The 16571-nt window shown below is 71.0% G+C and carries 19 protein-coding genes; 13 read left to right on the top strand and 6 right to left on the bottom strand.

The features are described 5' to 3' along the window. The first annotated feature begins 231 nt into the window (after nt 1-231). A complete protein-coding gene (locus ACWGIH_RS28485; RefSeq protein ID WP_453450978.1) occupies nt 232-1011 on the top strand; it encodes a putative protein N(5)-glutamine methyltransferase in 780 nt (259 codons plus the stop codon). Between the two features lie 81 nt (nt 1012-1092). Here ACWGIH_RS28485 and ACWGIH_RS28490 read toward each other — a convergent pair whose 3' ends face one another. Beyond that, the gene (locus ACWGIH_RS28490) at nt 1093-1281 is read right to left on the bottom strand and encodes a hypothetical protein (protein ID WP_453451000.1); all 189 of its coding nucleotides are present in this window, start codon (nt 1279-1281) and stop codon (nt 1093-1095) included. 198 nt (nt 1282-1479) lie between these two features. Here ACWGIH_RS28490 and ACWGIH_RS28495 point away from each other — a divergent pair, with 198 nt between their 5' ends. From ACWGIH_RS28495 to ACWGIH_RS28505, 3 genes are all read left to right on the top strand, one after another. Further along, entirely contained in the window at nt 1480-2094 is a 615-nt protein-coding gene (locus ACWGIH_RS28495; protein WP_453450977.1) for a Clp protease N-terminal domain-containing protein, read from the top strand. Between the two features lie 46 nt (nt 2095-2140). Continuing rightward, nucleotides 2141-3163: an EamA family transporter gene (locus ACWGIH_RS28500; protein WP_453450975.1), complete on the top strand. Its 1023-nt coding sequence runs from the start codon at nt 2141-2143 to the stop codon at nt 3161-3163. Nucleotides 3164-3335: 172 nt separating this feature from the next. Beyond that, nucleotides 3336-4346 (top strand): DMT family transporter, encoded by a 1011-nt coding sequence (locus ACWGIH_RS28505; RefSeq protein WP_453450974.1) that lies wholly within the window; start codon nt 3336-3338, stop codon nt 4344-4346. A gap of 75 nt (nt 4347-4421) precedes the next feature. Here the strand turns inward: ACWGIH_RS28505 and ACWGIH_RS28510 are convergent, their stop codons facing one another. Both ACWGIH_RS28510 and ACWGIH_RS28515 read right to left on the bottom strand, forming a co-directional pair. Next, entirely contained in the window at nt 4422-5063 is a 642-nt protein-coding gene (locus ACWGIH_RS28510; protein ID WP_453450973.1) for an FMN-binding negative transcriptional regulator, read from the bottom strand. After that, nucleotides 5063-5767: a pyridoxamine 5'-phosphate oxidase family protein gene (locus ACWGIH_RS28515; RefSeq protein ID WP_453450972.1), complete on the bottom strand. Its 705-nt coding sequence runs from the start codon at nt 5765-5767 to the stop codon at nt 5063-5065. Before ACWGIH_RS28515 ends, ACWGIH_RS28510 begins: the two co-directional genes overlap by 1 nt. A gap of 35 nt (nt 5768-5802) precedes the next feature. Here ACWGIH_RS28515 and ACWGIH_RS28520 point away from each other — a divergent pair, with 35 nt between their 5' ends. After that, the gene (locus ACWGIH_RS28520; protein WP_453691712.1) at nt 5803-7134 is read left to right on the top strand and encodes an aminotransferase class I/II-fold pyridoxal phosphate-dependent enzyme; all 1332 of its coding nucleotides are present in this window, start codon (nt 5803-5805) and stop codon (nt 7132-7134) included. On the opposite strand, the gene ACWGIH_RS28525 is transcribed toward ACWGIH_RS28520, so the two are convergent. After that, on the bottom strand, nt 7125-8195 hold the full coding sequence (locus ACWGIH_RS28525; RefSeq protein WP_453450970.1) for a DMT family transporter: 1071 nt from the start codon (nt 8193-8195) through the stop codon (nt 7125-7127). The two genes, ACWGIH_RS28520 and ACWGIH_RS28525, sit on opposite strands and share 10 nt — an antisense overlap. A 38-nt stretch (nt 8196-8233) precedes the next feature. On the opposite strand from ACWGIH_RS28525, the gene ACWGIH_RS28530 reads away from it, so the two are divergent. Then, the gene (locus ACWGIH_RS28530; protein ID WP_453450969.1) at nt 8234-9136 is read left to right on the top strand and encodes a LysR family transcriptional regulator; all 903 of its coding nucleotides are present in this window, start codon (nt 8234-8236) and stop codon (nt 9134-9136) included. 24 nt (nt 9137-9160) lie between these two features. Here the strand turns inward: ACWGIH_RS28530 and ACWGIH_RS28535 are convergent, their stop codons facing one another. Beyond that, complete coding sequence (locus ACWGIH_RS28535) at nt 9161-9640, bottom strand: pyridoxamine 5'-phosphate oxidase family protein (protein WP_453450968.1); 480 nt, start codon at nt 9638-9640, stop codon at nt 9161-9163. A gap of 175 nt (nt 9641-9815) precedes the next feature. Here ACWGIH_RS28535 and ACWGIH_RS28540 point away from each other — a divergent pair, with 175 nt between their 5' ends. Then, complete coding sequence (locus tag ACWGIH_RS28540) at nt 9816-10457, top strand: cysteine hydrolase (protein ID WP_453450967.1); 642 nt, start codon at nt 9816-9818, stop codon at nt 10455-10457. Nucleotides 10458-10467: 10 nt separating this feature from the next. Here ACWGIH_RS28540 and ACWGIH_RS28545 read toward each other — a convergent pair whose 3' ends face one another. Further along, nucleotides 10468-10935, bottom strand: coding sequence for a Rieske (2Fe-2S) protein (locus ACWGIH_RS28545; protein ID WP_453450966.1), 468 nt, complete (start codon nt 10933-10935; stop codon nt 10468-10470). Between the two features lie 91 nt (nt 10936-11026). Here ACWGIH_RS28545 and ACWGIH_RS28550 point away from each other — a divergent pair, with 91 nt between their 5' ends. From ACWGIH_RS28550 to ung, 6 genes are all read left to right on the top strand, one after another. Beyond that, a complete protein-coding gene (locus ACWGIH_RS28550) occupies nt 11027-11818 on the top strand; it encodes a HipA family kinase (RefSeq protein ID WP_453450965.1) in 792 nt (263 codons plus the stop codon). Further along, nucleotides 11815-12234, top strand: coding sequence for a DUF3037 domain-containing protein (locus tag ACWGIH_RS28555; RefSeq protein WP_453450964.1), 420 nt, complete (start codon nt 11815-11817; stop codon nt 12232-12234). The genes ACWGIH_RS28550 and ACWGIH_RS28555 overlap by 4 nt, the downstream gene beginning before the upstream one ends. Before the next feature lie 135 nt (nt 12235-12369). After that, nucleotides 12370-13131: a 3-oxoacyl-ACP reductase FabG gene (fabG, locus tag ACWGIH_RS28560; RefSeq protein ID WP_363213489.1), complete on the top strand. Its 762-nt coding sequence runs from the start codon at nt 12370-12372 to the stop codon at nt 13129-13131. A 22-nt stretch (nt 13132-13153) separates the two neighbouring features. After that, nucleotides 13154-13909 (top strand): SDR family oxidoreductase, encoded by a 756-nt coding sequence (locus ACWGIH_RS28565; protein WP_453450963.1) that lies wholly within the window; start codon nt 13154-13156, stop codon nt 13907-13909. A gap of 164 nt (nt 13910-14073) precedes the next feature. Then, a complete protein-coding gene (locus ACWGIH_RS28570) occupies nt 14074-15684 on the top strand; it encodes an ABC transporter substrate-binding protein (protein ID WP_453450999.1) in 1611 nt (536 codons plus the stop codon). Between the two features lie 108 nt (nt 15685-15792). After that, nucleotides 15793-16476, top strand: coding sequence for a uracil-DNA glycosylase (ung, locus tag ACWGIH_RS28575; protein WP_453450962.1), 684 nt, complete (start codon nt 15793-15795; stop codon nt 16474-16476). The last annotated feature ends 95 nt before the right edge of the window (nt 16477-16571 follow it).

The following is a 16571-nucleotide window of genomic DNA, read 5'->3' on the forward strand; positions in this document are numbered from 1 at the left end:
ATCCCCGCGACGGACGCGGGAAGACGGACTTAGGAGGTGAGCCCCATTACCGCAGCAGCAGGTCGGGTGCTCCCCCTTCGCGCCCGCGCGGTTCACCCGGCATAGGTGACCGAGGGAGCCCCCAAGGCGTCCCGAAAGGTTTCTCCTCGCATGCCGGCTTCACCTTCCTCACCCGCGTCACCTTCCTCACTCGCGTCACCCGAGTCAGTTTCGTCATCCGCGGCATCGCCCATGACGTCCCTCGCCCCTTCCGCCATCGTCACCAGGCTGCGCGCCGCCGGATGCGTCTTCGCCGAGGACGAGGCGGAGTTGCTCGTCGACACCGCGCGCGACCCCGCCGAACTCGCTGCCATGGTCGAGCGGCGCGTCATCGGTCATCCGCTCGAACACGTCCTTGGCTGGGCGGAGTTCCACGGTCTGCGGATCGCCGTGGACGCGGGGGTCTTCGTGCCCCGCAGGCGCACCGAATTCCTCGTGCGGCAGGCCGCCGCCCTTGCCGGGCCCGGCGCCGTCGTCGTCGACCTGTGCTGCGGCACGGGGGCGCTAGGGGCCGCGCTCGGCGCCGCGGTCGACGGGATCGAGCTGCACGCCGCCGACATCGACCCCGCCGCCGTGCGCTGCGCACGGCGGAACGTCGCCGACGTGCGGGGGCGGGTGTACGAGGGTGATCTCTATGAGCCGTTGCCGGACGCCCTCCGCGGCCGGGTCGGCGTACTGCTGGCGAACGTCCCCTACGTACCCACCGAGGAGGTCGGTCTGCTGCCGCCCGAAGCCCGTGTCCACGAGGCGCGTGTGGCGCTCGACGGCGGGGCGGACGGTCTCGACGTGCTGCGGCGGGTGACCGCCGACGCGGCACGCTGGCTGGCTCCCGGCGGCACGCTGTTGTTCGAGACGAGCGAGCGACAGGTGCCGTACGCGCTGGAAGCGGTCGCCGACGGAGGCCTCGAGCCGCGGTCGGTGAACGACGAGGAGATGTACGCGACGGTCGTCATCGGAACGCGCCCGGCGTAGAGCGCGGGCGGCGACGGACCAGGCGGCCGGGCACTTGAGGGGCCAGGTGGCGAGGCGGTCGAGGGGTCAGGCTGCCATGCGTCAGCCCACCCTGCTTATCACCGCCGCGTCGAAGAGATCGCACGCCCTGGGGAACGGCCCCTCGTCGTGGCAGTGCCACGCGTCCCAGAAAAGGTCGGCGGGCAGTGCGTTTTCGGGTGCGTACACCCGGTACACGTATTGCCTGCCGTCGATTGCCGGCAGCGCGACCAGCCAGCACCTGCGCTCCATGCCCGAAATGACGAGTGACCGGTGCGCCGTGGTTGCGTGCCCGGCGCGAATCAAGGCGGCGCGCGCCCCTCGGGGAACAACAGCCAGATCTCATCCGTAAGGAGGAGAAGCCGCTCATGCGTACCCAACCTGTGTCGGACGCAAAGATGCTTCCCGCCGCCGATGACGGCCGACGCGGGGACTGATGGGGTGGGAGATGTGCAAAGCCGTACCCCGCAGGGCGCCGAGCCCGGCCCGACCCGAGCAGAGACCGACTCCCGACTGAGCGCCGCACTGACGTCCGTGGTGGCCGGCGCGCGCCGGCGTGCGGTGCGTGACGGGGACCGCCAGATCGACACCGCGCATCTCCTGCACTCCCTCCTGGAGACCGACCCGGAGGTGCGGGCGGCCTTCGATCAGGGGGCGCAGGTGGTGCGGCTGCTCGGCTATCTCGTCCAGCGCAGCATCGGGTACGGCCTGCAGTGGCAGGGGACGGTCGAGGACTCCGGAGCGGTGCCGATGGTGCGGGAGAGCAACTCCGCCCCCGTGAAGGAGACGGGCTGGTCGCCGTCCGCGAGCGCCGCCATGGAGGCGGCCATCGAGCGGGCCGACCGCCGCGGTGAACCGCAGGCACTCGGAGTGGACCTCCTGGCTGCGCTCGTCGCCGATCCGGACTGCCGCGCCGTCGAGGTCCTCGGACGGGCCGGCGCCGACGCGCAGGGGATCCTCCGGCGGATCGAGGGTGATCCGCGCACCGGTCCTTCCGCCGAGGCGTTCGCCGATCCGTACGCGGACACGTCCGCTGATCCGTACGCGGAGACGTCCGCCGATTGAGACAGGGGCTATCGGGGGTGACGCTCATGACGCCTCCTGTCATGATGTGCCGGTGCAAGCGTCTCAGGGGAATCAGACCGGCTCGGGGCTGAGCCGGGGGAGAGGTGTCGGCCTGGGGCTCGCCCTGGGGTCGGCGGTCGCCTTCGGCGGCTCGGGCGTAGCGGCCAAACCGCTGATCGAGGCGGGCCTCGACCCGCTCCACGTGGTGTGGCTGCGGGTGGCGGGCGCGGCCCTCGTCATGCTGCCGGTCGCCTGGCGCCACCGAGGGCTGCTGCTGCGCAGGCCCGCCCTTCTCCTCGGCTTCGGGCTGCTCGCCGTAGCCGGCGTCCAGGCCTGCTACTTCGCGGCGATCTCCCGCATTCCCGTCGGCGTCGCGCTGCTCGTCGAATACCTCGCGCCCGCGCTTGTCCTCGGCTGGGTGCGCTTCGTGCAGCGGCGGCCCGTGACGCGCGCGGCCGCGGTGGGCGTGGTGCTCGCGGTCGGCGGACTCGCCTGCGTCGTCGAGGTGTGGGCGGGGCTGAGCTTCGACGCCGTGGGGCTGCTCCTCGCGCTGGGCGCCGCGTGCTGCCAGGTCGGCTACTTCGTCCTGTCCGACCAGGGCAGCGACGCGGGCGACGACGCCCCTGACCCGCTCGGCGTCATCGCGTACGGACTGCTGATCGGCGCCGTGGTGCTGACCGTCGTGGCGCGCCCCTGGGGCATGGACTGGGCGGTGATCGCCGGGAACGCGGAGATGGACGGCACGGCCGTGCCCGCGTGGGCGCTCATCGCCTGGATCGTGCTCGTCGCGACCGTCGTGGCGTACGTCACCGGGGTGCTCTCGGTGCGTCGGCTCTCGCCGCAGGTGGCGGGCGTCGTGGCCTGTCTGGAAGCGGTCATCGCCACCGTGCTCGCCTGGGTCATGCTGGGCGAACACCTCTCGGCGCCGCAGATCATCGGGGGTGCCGTGGTGCTCGCGGGGGCGTTCATCGCCCAGTCGTCCACGCCCACCAAGCCCCCGGCGGGGCCGACCGCGGGCGGTCGGCCGGGGGCGGAAGAGCGGTTGTCGTCCACCGGTACCGCCGTCTAGGGTGTTGATCATGCATTCACGCGCACTCGTTCTTCCGCCCCCGGCCGCTTAGGCGCGGGCACTTCCCGGATCACACCCGGCGGTTGCCGGGTGGAACGACGCTGCCCGCAGACGGAGCCAGGGACCTTCTTTTCCTTTCTGCGGAGAACTTCACGTGTCGAATGTGTCGAGTGTGTCGACTGCTGTCTCCGGCCTGTCCGTCGGACGAGGCCTCTTCTATCTGATCGTCGCCGGTACGGCCTGGGGCACCGCCGGTGCCGCCGCCGCACTGGTCTTCGGCGCCAGCGACATGGGACCGGTCAGCCTGTCCTTCTGGCGCTGCGCGGGCGGCTTCGTGCTGCTCTTCGCCGTCCGACTGATGCGCTCGCGCCGACGGCCCGCCGCCGGTGCCGCTTCGGGCGCGGGTGCGCCGCGGCGGCGGAGGCCGGCGCGGATCGTGGCGACCGGCGTGACCCTCGCCGTGTTCCAGACCGCCTACTTCGCGGCCGTCGAGTCGACCGGACTCGCGGTCGGCACGGTGGTCACCATGGGGGCGGGACCCGTACTCATCGCGCTCGGGGCGCGATTCACCATGGGGGAGCGGCTCGGGCTCGGCGGTGTCGTCGCGGTGGCCGGTGCGCTTGCCGGGCTCATGGTGCTCGTCCTCGGTGGCGGCGGCGCGAGCGTCCGTCCGGCGGGCGTCGGGTGGGGGCTGCTCTCGGCGGCCGCGTACGCCACGATGACGCTGCTCACGCGGTGGTGGGGGCGGGACGGCGGCGCCGACTCGTCCGACACGACGATCTGGTCGTTCGCCGTGGTGTCCGTGTGCCTGCTGCCGCTCGCCGCGGTGGAAGGTCTCGTTCCGCACACCGCGGAACCGGCGCGCATGGGCCTGTACCTGCTGTACATCGTGGTGATCCCGACGGCGGTCGCCTATGCCCTGTACTTCGCGGGCGCCGCGGTCATCCGGTCCGCGACCGTCTCCGTGATCACGCTCCTCGAACCGCTGAGCGCGGCGGTCATCGCGGTGGTGCTGCTCGGTGAGGAACTGACCGTGTCGACGGTGCTCGGCACCCTGCTGATGCTGGCCGCGGTGACGGGCCTCGCGGCCGCGGAGACGGTTCTCGCGAGGCGTGATCTCGCGGGGCGTGATCTCGAAGGGCGTGATCTCGAGGGGCGCGGTGGAGTGCGCGTGCCGTCTTGAGTCTGCGCGTCGGCGGGGGCTGATCGCGGAGTTCCCCGAGCCCGGTCGCGCAGGTACCCGCGCCCCTTACGGGGCTCAGCGGCGGCGTAGTTGGTTCGCTTGTGCTGCTCCGTCGCGGGGGCCTGCGCGATCGGTCAGGCCCGCCGCGATCTGGTCCTGGACCTCCAGTGGCTTGTGGTTGGCGTACTTGAACTTCGCCCGTACGTCGGTCACTTCGAGGCACAGGCCGCGGATGCCGGAGAGCATGCGGCCGAAGGGTGCCTCGCCCACCGCGGCCGGGGCCGAACCGCCTTCCGGCTGGAAGTGGGCGACCTGGCGGTTGAGGAGCTCGGCCTTCTCCTCCGGGCCGTCCACGACGCGGGCGGTGCAGCGGAGCTGGACGGCGGCGTAGAAACTGGTCGGCACGCCGTGCTCGGGCCGGGTGTCCGGGGGTGCCTGCCAGGGACCCGGCACGTATACGTAGTCGTCCACCACGCTGAGCAGCACCTCGGAGTCGGCTTCGAGCGCGGGCCACAGCGGGTTGGGGCGTGCCAGGTGGGTGATCACCCTGCCGAGAGGGCCAGGACCACGGTCGGCTTCGTAGACGAAGTGCGCCGGCTGGACGTGCGGGGGCTCTCCGGGCAGGCCGTTCACGGCGAGCTGCCCGAAGTCGTGGCCCGCGAGCCATTGCTGCCACTCGGCGTCGGAGTGCGGCGCGTCCCAGGGGTGGATCAGCATCACAGTTCGATCAGGTAGTCGGGGGCCTCGATGCCGGGCGCCAGGTCGGCCGACGGGACGAGCGGGTCGTGGCCCTTGCGCAGGGGGACGACTCCGGCCCAGTGCGGGAGGCCGAGGTCCTCGGGGTCGTCGTTCGGGCCGCCGGTGCGCACCTTGGCGGAGACCGCGGCGAGGTCGAGGCTGAGTACGGCGGTCGCCGCGAGCTCCTTCGCGTTCGCGGGCCGGGAGTCGGCGGAGCGGCCCGGCACGACGTGGTCGACGAGCGCGTCGAGGGCGGTGCGCTTCTCCTCGGGGTCCGTGACCTGGTGGGCGGTGCCGTGAATCACCACGGAGCGGTAGTTGATCGAGTGGTGGAAGGCCGACCTGGCAAGGACAAGGCCGTCGACGTGGGTGACGGTCAGGCAGACCGCGAGACCCGGGTCCTCCTCCTGGCGCCGGCCGTCGGCCGCCATCCGCAGCGGCCGGGAACCCGTCGAGCCGTGCACGTACAGGCGCTCGCCCACCCTGCCGTACAGCGTAGGCAGGACGACGGGGGCGCCGTCACGCACGAAACCGAGGTGGCAGACGTAGGCCTCGTCGAGTATCGCGTGCACCAGTTCCTGGTCGTACGCGGCACGGTCACGGCCGCGGGTGGGAACGGTGAGGTCGGTCGGCGCGTACGAGGCGGTGGCGGTGTCGATGCCGGACTCGGATGCGACGCTCATTGCATTCTCCATTGCACTAGTGCATAATCTCGTTTGTGCTAGGAGAGTATCGGATCGAAGGCCGGCGCGCAGCCGAGATCGCTGCCAGCGTGGAGCGTGCGGTGGGCGACGGTGACCTGGAGCCGGGGCAACTCCTGCCGCCGATGCGCGAGTTGGCGGAGCGGCTCGGGGTGAACCCCAATACGGTGGCCGCCGCCTACCGCACGCTGCGCGAACGCGGTGTCATCGAGACGGCGGGGCGGCGCGGCAGCCGCGTACGTCCCAAGCCCGCGACAACGGCGCGCGAGCTGATCCGCGTGGACGTGCCGGCCGGTGTGCGCGACGTGTCGAACGGCAATCCGGACACGGCTCTGCTGCCGTCGCTCGCCGAGGTGTTCGCGGCGGCAGCCGCGGAGGGCGACAGGCGTCCCGTGCTGTACGGGGAGGAGGCCGTGGACCCCGCACTGGCCCGCCACGCGCGCGCGGCCCTCGACGAGGACGGCGTCCCGGACGGCCCCGTGGCCGTCACGTCGGGTTCCCTCGACGCCATCGAGCGTGTCCTGGCCGCCCATCTCAAGCCCGGTGACGCGGTGGCGGTCGAGGATCCCGGCTGGGGCAGTCTGCTCGATCTGATGCCGGTGCTCGGTCTGCGGACGGTTCCGGTGGGCGTCGACGACGAGGGGCCGCTGCCCGCCGACGCGGAGAAGGCTCTGCGCGGGGGCGCCCGGGCGCTCATCGTCACCGACCGCGCCCAGAACCCCACGGGCGCTGCGATCAGCGCCCCACGCGCGCGTGCCCTGCGGAAGGTGCTCTCCGCACACAAGGACGTGCTGCTCGTCGAGGACGACCACGGCCACGCCATCGTCGACCTGCCGCTGCACCCGCTGGCGGGCGTGACCCGCAGCTGGGCGTTCATCCGCTCCACGGCCAAGGCTTACGGCCCCGACCTGCGCCTGGCCCTGCTCACCGGGGACGCCGTCACCGTCGATCGTGTCCAGGGGCGCCAGCGGCTGGGCCCCGGCTGGGTCAGTCACATCGCGCAGCGCGCCGTCGTGCGGCTGTGGACGGAGGGGGCGGTGGACACGGGTGAGGTGGCCGGCTCGTACGGAAGGCGGCGTGACGCCCTGATCGCCGCGCTGGCCCGGCGGGGCGTCATGGCGCACGGCCGCAGCGGCATGAACGCGTGGGTGCCCGTGCCGGACGAGACCGGGGCGGTCGCCAGGCTGCTGCACGCGGGGTGGGCCGTCGCTCCGGGAGCCCGCTTCCGGATGGGCGCGCGGCCCGGGGTGCGGATCACGGTGTCGACGCTCGGGGACGAGGACATCGAAGCGGTGGCGGACGCCGTCGCGTCCGCCACCGGGCCCGCTCCCGCGCGGCGCTACGAGTGAGCGGGCTTCCGCGAGCGATCACGCGGCCTTGACTGGGTGAGTGCGGCGCCCGCCAGGACGATCACCGCGCCGACCGGCGTCGACCAGCTCAGGGACTCGCCGAGGACGGTGACGCCCGCCGCGGTGGCGATCACCGGGACGAAGTACGTGACCATCTGGGCTGTCGTCGGACCGACCTCGGAGACAAGGCCGTACTGGATCAGGAAGGCGAGACCGGTGCCGACGGCACCCAGTGCCACGATCGCGAGCAGCGGCACGACGGGGAACTCCGTCGGCAGCGACGTGAACAGCGGTGTGACCACGGCCAGTTCGACGGTCGCGACCAGGAGTTGCGCGCCGGTCAGCGACAGGTTCGAGTGGCTGGATCCGGCCAGGGTGCGGCGCACGTAGATCCAGCCGATCGGGTAGCTCAGCGAGGCAAGGAGCGCCAGCGACGTCCCTCGCAGGTCGAGGCCGCTGAAGCCCTGCCAGGCGCCGAGCACCGTGAGCACGCCGAGGAACCCGATGCCGAGCCCCGCGACCCTGCGCCGCGTCGGCCGGTCCTCGGAGAGCGCCACCATCGAGAGCGCCATGCCCCACAGGGGCGAGGTCGCGTTGCAGATCCCGGCCAGCGTGGAGGGGATCGTCAGCTCGGCGTACGCGAAGAGCGAGAACGGCAGGGCGTTGAGCAGCAGCGCGGAGACGGTGAGGTGCGCCCAGGTCCGTGCCCCGCGCGGCAGCCGCTCGCGCTTCGTGACGAGGACGGCCGCGACGACCGCGGTGCCGAACAGGAGGCGACCCAGGGTGACTTGGAAGGGGGCGTACCCCTCGGTGCCGACCTTGATCAGCAGGAAGCTGAAGCCCCAGATCAGCGAGAGGATGCCGAAGCGGAGACGCCAGTCGAGAGCACGGCCGGCGCGGCGGCGCTTCGGCCGGGCGGAGTCGGCACCGGAGCCGGCGGCTGACTCAGCGCCGGTGCCGGTGCCGGAGGGGGAGGGGGAGGGGGAGGTGGAGACGGGGGAGCCAGGAGGGGTGGTGACGCACATGTACGTCACCTTGAAGCCTGCGACCTCGTAGAACAAGCGAAATTAGCTGCCCAGTACCGCGTAGCATCGCTTACATGTTGAACCTTGAGCGCCTGCGCACGCTCGACGCACTGGCCCGGCACGGATCGGTCAGCGGCGCGGCGGCCGGACTGCACGTCACGACGTCGGCCGTCTCCCAGCAGATGACCAAACTGGAGCGCGAGGTGGGCCAGCAGCTCCTGGCCAAGAACGGCCGCGGAGTGCGCCTCACCGATGCCGGACGGCTGCTCGCCGAGCACGCCGCACGCATCCTCTCCCAGGTGGAACTCGCCAAGGCCGACCTGGAGGAGCAGCGCGGCAAGGCCGTCGGCGAGCTGCGGATCTCCGCGTTCCCCACAGCGATGCGAGGGCTGCTGCCCGCCACGCTCACCGCGCTGCGTGCCGGACACCCCGGCCTGCGCGTCCGCTCCCAGGAGATGGAGCCGCAGCACGGAGTGGCCGCCGTGGTGCGCGGCGACATCGACCTCGCGGTCGTCCTGGACTGGTACAACAAGCCGCTGCCGATGCCCGGAGGCCTCATCAAGGCGTCCCTCCTGGACGACCCCGCCGATGTCGCCATGCCCGCGGCGCACCCCCTCGCCGACCGCACCGAAGTGGACCTGGAGGAGTTCGCGGACGACGAGTGGATCGCCTGGGCGGAGGGGGAGTTCTGCCATGAGTGGCTGATGTTCACGCTGCGCGCCAAGGGCATCGAACCGCGGATCGCACACCGCGCGGAGGAACACCACACCCAGCTCGCGATGGTGGCCGCGGGGCTCGGTGTGTGCGTGGCACCCCAGTTGGGGCGCGATCCGATGCCGGCCGGGGTCAGGACCGTTCCGGTGCGCCACCGGGTGCGCCGTCATGTGTACGTCGTGTGGCGCGCGGATGCCGACCGCCGCCCCTCGATCAGGGCGGCGGTGGAGGCGCTCCAGGTGGTGGGGGCCGGGCTGTGCTGACGTCGCGGGGCCTGGCCGACGGGGTCAGGGGCGGGCCGGCAAGTCCGCCAGCTTCCGGAAGTCCCAGGACGTGATCGCTTCGGGTGTGAGCCGGATCCAGGCGTGCTTCCCGTCGTACGGCATCGAGTCCATCCCGAAGTACTTCTGGGCGAACAGCCGCTCAGGAACTGCGAGTTCGGGGCAGGGATCGCCCATCCGGGGTGACTCGGCGACGAAGACAGCCGACCCGGAGAGCTCCACGCCCCGCAGCTCCCCGTACTCCACGCCGGAGTCGATCACCACCGCGATCCGCTGATCGCCCCGCAAGTCGGCCCAGCGCTTGCTGCGGGTGATCGAGAAGAGCCACAAGGACGTGCCGTCCCAGACGAACCAGAGCGCGCTGACGTGCGGGGCGCCGTCCCCGGACACGGTCGCGACCCGGCAGGTGCGTTCCGCGCCGAGGTAGGCGTCGAGCTCGTCCGGCGACATCATGATCCTGCGGCCCCGGCGCTGTGTGACGGCCATCGGTCCTCCCGCGCGTGTGGAAAAAGTGGACGCACCAAGCGAACTGACTGAGCGTCAGTTACGTGCGCCAGGAAAGCATGCGGTCTCTTCCGCCGTGACGCAATGGCGGCTAACCTCCGCGCATCCCGGGCGCAGCCCGCCTCGACCGGCCCGGGCGACCCGGACAGGGGGAGCGATGCCGTCGTACGAACAGCTCAGGGAACTCCTCGATCCCGTCACCACCGTACTGATGACCGTCGAGTGCCAGCAGGGCGTGGTGGGGACGGAGAGCGCGCTGCCCGAACTCGCCGACGAGGCCCGCTCGTCGGGCTGCCTCGTCAATGTCGCGCGGCTCGTCTCCGCCGCCCACCTGGCCGGGGTGCAGGTCCTGCACGCCGTCGCCGAACGCAGGCCCGACGGGCGCGGCGCCAACCGCAACGCCCGCCTCTTCCGCGCCGCCGGACGGCTGCCCGTGCAGCAGCTCTCCGGGACCCGGGCCGTGCGGATCGCGCCGCCCATCGAAGTGGCCGACGAGGACCTCGTCGTACGGCGGCTGCACGGCCTCTCGCCCCTCGCCGGCACGGACGTCGACCCACTGCTCCGCAACCTGGGCTGCCGCACCCTCCTGGTGACCGGCGTGTCGGCGAACGTGGCGATACCGAACGCCGTCTTCGACGCCGTGAACCTCGGCTACACCGCCGTCGTGCCGTCGGACGCCATCGCGGGAGTCCCCTCCGACTATGCCCCCGCGATGCTCCGCAACACGCTCTCCCTGGTGGCCACCATCGCCACCACCGAGGAGGTCCTCGGCACCTGGAAGCGTCCCAGGCCGGTGTGACCGTGACGCCCTAGGCCAGGGTGATCGTGTCCCCGTCCACCTTGATCTCGGCGGCGGGCAGCGGTTTCGGCGCCGGGGCGGCCTTCACGCTCCCGTCGGCGATGGAGAACTTGCTGCCGTGACAGGGGCAGTTGATGGTGCCGCCCTCGACGCTCGTCACCGGACACTGCTTGTGGGTGCAGCGGTTCGAGAAGGCCTTGAAGTCACCCTCCGTCGGCTGGGTCACCACCACCCCCTCCTCCTTGAAGATCTTTCCGCCGCCCACCGGGATCTCCGACGTCTTGGCGAGCGCGGCCCCGGCGGCCCCTGTGGTCTCGGCCTCGGCGGGCGTTTGCTCGTCGGCCTGGCCGGAGCCGGAGCCGTAGCCGTCGTCGCTCTCGCCGCAGGCCGCGAGGGCGGCGGCCAGGCTGACGACACCCGCCGCGGCGACGACCGACCGGCGGGAGAGCGGGCCGATGGGTTCCTTCGAAATGGTCATGCCCGGTGGTACGAGGCCACGCGTCGCCGTGTTCAAAGGCTCCAAGCACTTCTTGCGCGAACCGAGTTCGGACCGGCATTAACCTGGGGCAATGCTCACCGAAGTAACCGCGGTCCGCTACGCGACGCCTCTGCGGGAAGGCGGATCGCTCCCCGGCCTCGTCGAGGCCGTCGACGGCCGGGGGACGTACGCGGAGTACGTCATGAAGTTCACCGGGGCCGGACAGGGCCGCAAGACACTCGTCGCCGAAGTGATCTGCGGCCGGCTGGCGCGCGGCCTCGGCTTTCGGGTGCCGGGCCTCGCGCAGATCCGGCTCGACCCCGTGCTCGGCCTCGGCGAGCCCGACCAGCAGGTACAGGAGCTGCTCAAGTCGAGCGGCGGGCTGAACCTCGGGATGGAGTTCCTCTCGGGCGCGCTCGGCTTCGACTCGCTCGCGTTCGACGTCGACCCGGCCGAGGCCGGTCGCGTCGTGTGGTTCGACGCGCTCATCAACAACGTCGACCGCTCCTGGCGCAATCCGAACATGCTCATGACCGGCGGCGAGCTGTGGCTCATCGACCACGGCGCGAGCATGATCTGGCACCACAACTGGCGTACCGCCGAAACCGCGGCCGCCAAGCCGTACGACGCGTCCGACCACGCCTTCGCCCCCTTCGGGCCCGACGTCGCGTCCGCCGCGGCCGAGCTCGCCCCGCTCGTCACCGAGGAGCTGCTCGCCGCCGCCGCGGCCGACGTGCCCGACGCGTGGCTGGTGGACGAGCCCGGCTTCGAGGACCCCGACGCCGTGCGCCGCGCCTATGTGACGGCACTGCTGCCGCGCGCCAAGACCATCCACGAGCGGATCCAGCTGCCCCGGGCGCAGCGGAAGGGTGCCACCCAGTGACAGCGACAGCGCCAGTGACCGAGCAGCCGCCGCCGACCGAGTGGGACGTCTTCGAGTACGCCCTGGTGCGGGTGGTGCCGCGCGTCGAGCGCGGCGAGCAGTTCAACGCCGGCGTGGTCGTCTACTGCCGGGCGAAGTCCTACGTGGCCGCCCGTACGCATCTCGACGAGGGCAAGCTGCGGGCCCTCGACCCCGAGGCCGACCTCGGCGGCATCAGGGCGGCGCTCGGCGCCGTCGAGCGGATCTGCGCCGGGGGCGAGGCGGCGGGGCAGGCCGAGCGGGACGACGCCGGACGGCGCTTTCGGTGGCTGATCGCGCCGCGCTCGACCGTCGTACAGCCGGGGCCGGTGCACACGGGCCTCACCGCGGATCCTGCCGCAGAGGTGGACCGACTCCTCGACCTCCTGGTGAGGTAAAGAATCACAGGCCCCTGTGCGCCGTTGACACCGGGTGCCAGGGCTTCTAGCGTCTCGTTCAGCTGAAGGTACTAAGCGGTCGCTCACCATCGGGGCGTACCGTAGAGCCGCATCCCAAGGGCGAGGAGAACCAGCATGTCCACCACTGAGCAGCGCGTCGCGGTCGTGACCGGAGCAGCGCGAGGCATCGGCGCGGCGACCGCCGTGCGCCTGGCCGCCGAAGGCCGCGCCGTCGCGGTGATCGACCTCGACGAGGCCGCCTGCAAGGACACCGTCACGCAGATCACCGCTGCCGGTGGCAAGGCGATCGCCGTCGGCTGCGACGTGTCCGACGAGGCTCAGGTCGAGGCGGCCATCGCCCGGATCGCCGACGAGCTCGGCGCGCCCACGATCCTCGTGAACAACGCCGGTGTGCTCCGCGACAACCTCCTCTTCAAGATGAGCGCGAGCGACTGGGACACGGTCATGAACGTGCACCTGCGCGGCGCCTTCCTGATGTCGAAGGCCTGCCAGAAGCACATGGTGGACGCCAAGTTCGGCCGGATCGTGAACCTCTCCTCGTCCTCCGCGCTCGGCAACCGCGGCCAGGTCAACTACGCCGCGGCCAAGGCGGGCCTGCAGGGCTTCACCAAGACCCTCGCCAAGGAGCTCGGCAAGTTCGGCGTCACCGCCAACTCCGTGGCCCCCGGTTTCATCGTCACCGAGATGACCAAGGCCACCGCCGACCGCGTCGGCATGGGCTTCGAGGACTTCCAGGCCGCGGCCGCGACCCAGATCCCGGTGCAGCGCGTCGGCCGCCCCGACGACATCGCCAACGCCATCGCCTTCTTCACGGGCGACGCGGCGGGCTTCGTCTCGGGTCAGGTCATGTACGTGGCCGGCGGACCGCTCAACTAGTTCTTCCCGGAGGGATGCGGAGATGACTGTGCAGGACAGCGGAAAGGCCGCGCTCGTCACGGGCGCCAGCCGGGGCATCGGCTACGGCATCGCGGAGGCGCTCGTCGCCCGCGGTGACCGCGTGTGCATCACCGGGCGCAACGAGGACGCGCTGAAGGAGGCGGTCGAGAAGCTCGGCGCCGACCGCGTCATCGGCGTCGCGGGCAAGGCCCACGACGAGGCCCACCAGGCGGTCGCCGTCGAGCGCGTTATGGAGGCCTTCGGCCGGGTCGACTTCTTGATCAACAACGCCGGCACCAACCCGGTGTTCGGTCCGATCGCGGAGCTCGACCTCAATGTGGCGCGCAAGGTCTACGAGACCAACGTGATCTCGGCGCTCGGCTTCGCCCAGCAGACCTGGAAGGCCTGGCAGAGCGAGAACGGCGGCGCGATCGTGAACATCGCCTCCGTCGCGGGCGTCGCCCCCTCGCCGTTCATCGGCGCGTACGGCATGAGCAAGGCCGCCATGGTCAACCTCACTTTGCAGCTCGCGCACGAGTTCGCGCCGAAGGTGCGGGTCAACTCGATCGCGCCCGCCGTGGTCAAGACCAAGTTCGCCCAGGCGCTCTACGAGGGCCGCGAGGCGGAGGCCGCAGCCGCCTACCCCCTGGGGCGGCTCGGTGTGCCGGAGGACATCGGGGGCGCGGCCGCGTTCCTCACGTCCGGCCAGTCCGACTGGATCACGGGACAGACACTCGTGGTCGATGGCGGCATCTTCCTCAATGCGGGCGTCAGCTGACGAAGGCTCGGCAATCACCAGGTACGCCATCCAAAAGGGACGTACACCCGCATCAAGTGCCCCGTCGGCGCCGCAAGTTGGCCCGGCGGGGCATTGCGATATTGTCTCCCGACCCATGGCATGGCCGATCGAGGAGCGTGCGCGTGTTCAGTGAAGTTCGCCTGGTGGCGGCAGCGGGTCTCCGTGGCCTGGCAGGGCTGCCCCGCCGGGGCCTGCGGCCGGCCGCGGCGCTGGTGTCCATATCCCTGCTCTCGGGATGCGGAATCTTCTCGTCCGACGAGTCCGACGAGGAACAGAAGATCACCGTCGGCACCATGAGTGCTCCCAGCACCCTCGATCCTGCCGCTGCCTGGGACAGCTCCTGGGAGCTGTACCGCAACGTCTTCCAGACGCTTCTCAGCTTCCCCAGCGGGGCGGCCGAGCCCGAGCCGGACGCGGCCGAGTCCTGCAAGTTCGCCGACGCGACGAACACCGTCTTCACCTGCGAGCTGCGCGAGGGCCTCAAGTTCTCCGACGGCCACGCGCTCGACGCCAAGGCGGTCAAGTACACCTTCGACCGGATGCGGCGCATCGACGTGAAGGGCGGGCCCGCGGGTCTGCTCGGGTCGCTCGACACGGTCGAGACGAAGGGTGACCGTACCGTCACGTTCCGCCTCAAGAAGTCGGACGCCACCTTCCCGTTCGTGCTCTCCACACCCGCCATGTCGATCGTCGACCCCCGCGAGTACCCGGCGGACAAGCTCCGCAAGGGCTCGTCGATCGCGGGCTCGGGGCCGTACGCCCTGGATTCGTACCAGGCCGGTGAGCGGGCGGAGCTGGTCAAGAACACGAACTACAAGGGCGCGGCCGACCGCAAGAACGACGCCGTCACGATCCGCTACTTCAAGAAGTCGGCCACCATGGTCGAGGCCCTGAAGAACAAGCAGATCGACGTCACCTTCCGTGGACTCGCGGCCACGGACATCGTCGACATGCAGGCCAACAAGCACGCGCGCGAGGGAATCCAGCTGGTGGAGGGCTCGGGCACCGAGATCCGCTACCTGGTGTTCAACCCCGACGACCCCTGGGCCAGGAAGAAGCCGGTCCGGCAGGCCTTCGCCCAGGTCATCGACCGCCCGGCCATCGCCCACAAGATCTACCAGGACACCGTCGAGCCGCTGTACTCGATGGTCCCCCAGGGGCTCACCGGGCACGGCACGGGCTTCTTCGACGACTACGGGGACCCCAGCAACAGCAAGGCCGCGAGCATCCTCAAGGGCGCGGGCATCAACGAACCCGTCCCGCTCACGCTCTGGTACACGACCGACCGCTACGGTTCGGCGACCGCCGGGGAGTTCGAGGAGATCAAGCGGCAGCTGGAGGATTCGGGGCTCTTCAAGATCACGCTCAAGAGCCGTCCGTGGACCGAGTTCGACGCGGGCACCAAGAAGCGCGAGTACCCGGTCTTCGGCCGCGGCTGGTTCCCCGACTTCCCTGACGCGGAGAACTTCATCGCGCCGTTCATCGGCGAGAAGAACGTGCTCAACACGCCCTACCCGGCACCGGAGATCACCGACGAGGTACTGCCGCGTTCGCGCCGCGAGGCCGACCGGGGCGCGGTGGCCGACGACTTCGAGCGGGCCCAGAAGGTCCTCGTCGACGACGCGCGGCTGCTGCCGCTGTGGCAGGGCAAGCAATACATCATGGCGAGCGAGGAGATCGCGGGCGGCGAGCGCGCCCTGGACCCCTCGGCGATCATGATGATGTGGGAGCTGGAGCGCAAGACCAGCTGGTAGCGGGGTCGCGGTCAGCGAAGGGCCGTGAGTCGCGGGCAGCGGGGTGATTGTCAGTGGTCGCCGGTAGGTTCTGTGGTGAGAAGTGACCGCACACCGGAGGTTGTTGACGTGACCGACATCGCCATGCTGCCCGCGTCCTGGCGCGGAGTCCTCGGCGAGGAGCTGCAGAAGCCCTACTTCAAGGAGCTCACCGAGTTCGTCGAGGAAGAGCGGGAGAAGGGTCCCGTCTACCCTCCGCGTGACGAAGTGTTCGCCGCGCTCGACGCGACGCCGTACGACCAGGTCAAGGTCCTCGTCCTCGGCCAGGACCCGTACCACGGCGAGGGGCAGGGGCACGGCCTCTGCTTCTCCGTGCGGCCGGGTGTGAAGACCCCGCCCTCGCTGCGGAACATCTACAAGGAGATGAAGGAGGAGCTCGGCCACCCCGTGCCGGACAACGGCTATCTGATGCCGTGGGCCCAGCAGGGCGTCCTGCTCCTGAACGCGGTGCTCACGGTCCGTGCCGGAGAGGCCAACTCCCACAAGGGCAAGGGCTGGGAGAAGTTCACCGACGCGGTGATCCGCGCGGTCGCCGAGCGCCCGGACCCCGCCGTCTTCGTCCTGTGGGGCAATTACGCCCAGAAGAAGCTGCCCCTCATCGACGAGGAGCGGCACGTGGTCGTGAAGGGCGCGCACCCCTCGCCGCTCTCCGCGAAGAAGTTCTTCGGCTCCCGCCCCTTCACCCAGATCGACGAGGCGGTCGCGGCGCAGGGACACGAGCCGATCGACTGGCGGATCCCGGACCTGGGCTGAGTGCTCCTCCGGGCCGAGCTCGGCCGATCGTGTTCGTGAGGCCCTAGGGCACGGGGGCCGTGGCGGGGACCGTCACCGGGCTGGCCCAGCGGTAC

This window comes from Streptomyces sp. NPDC054872 (genome assembly GCF_053610705.1).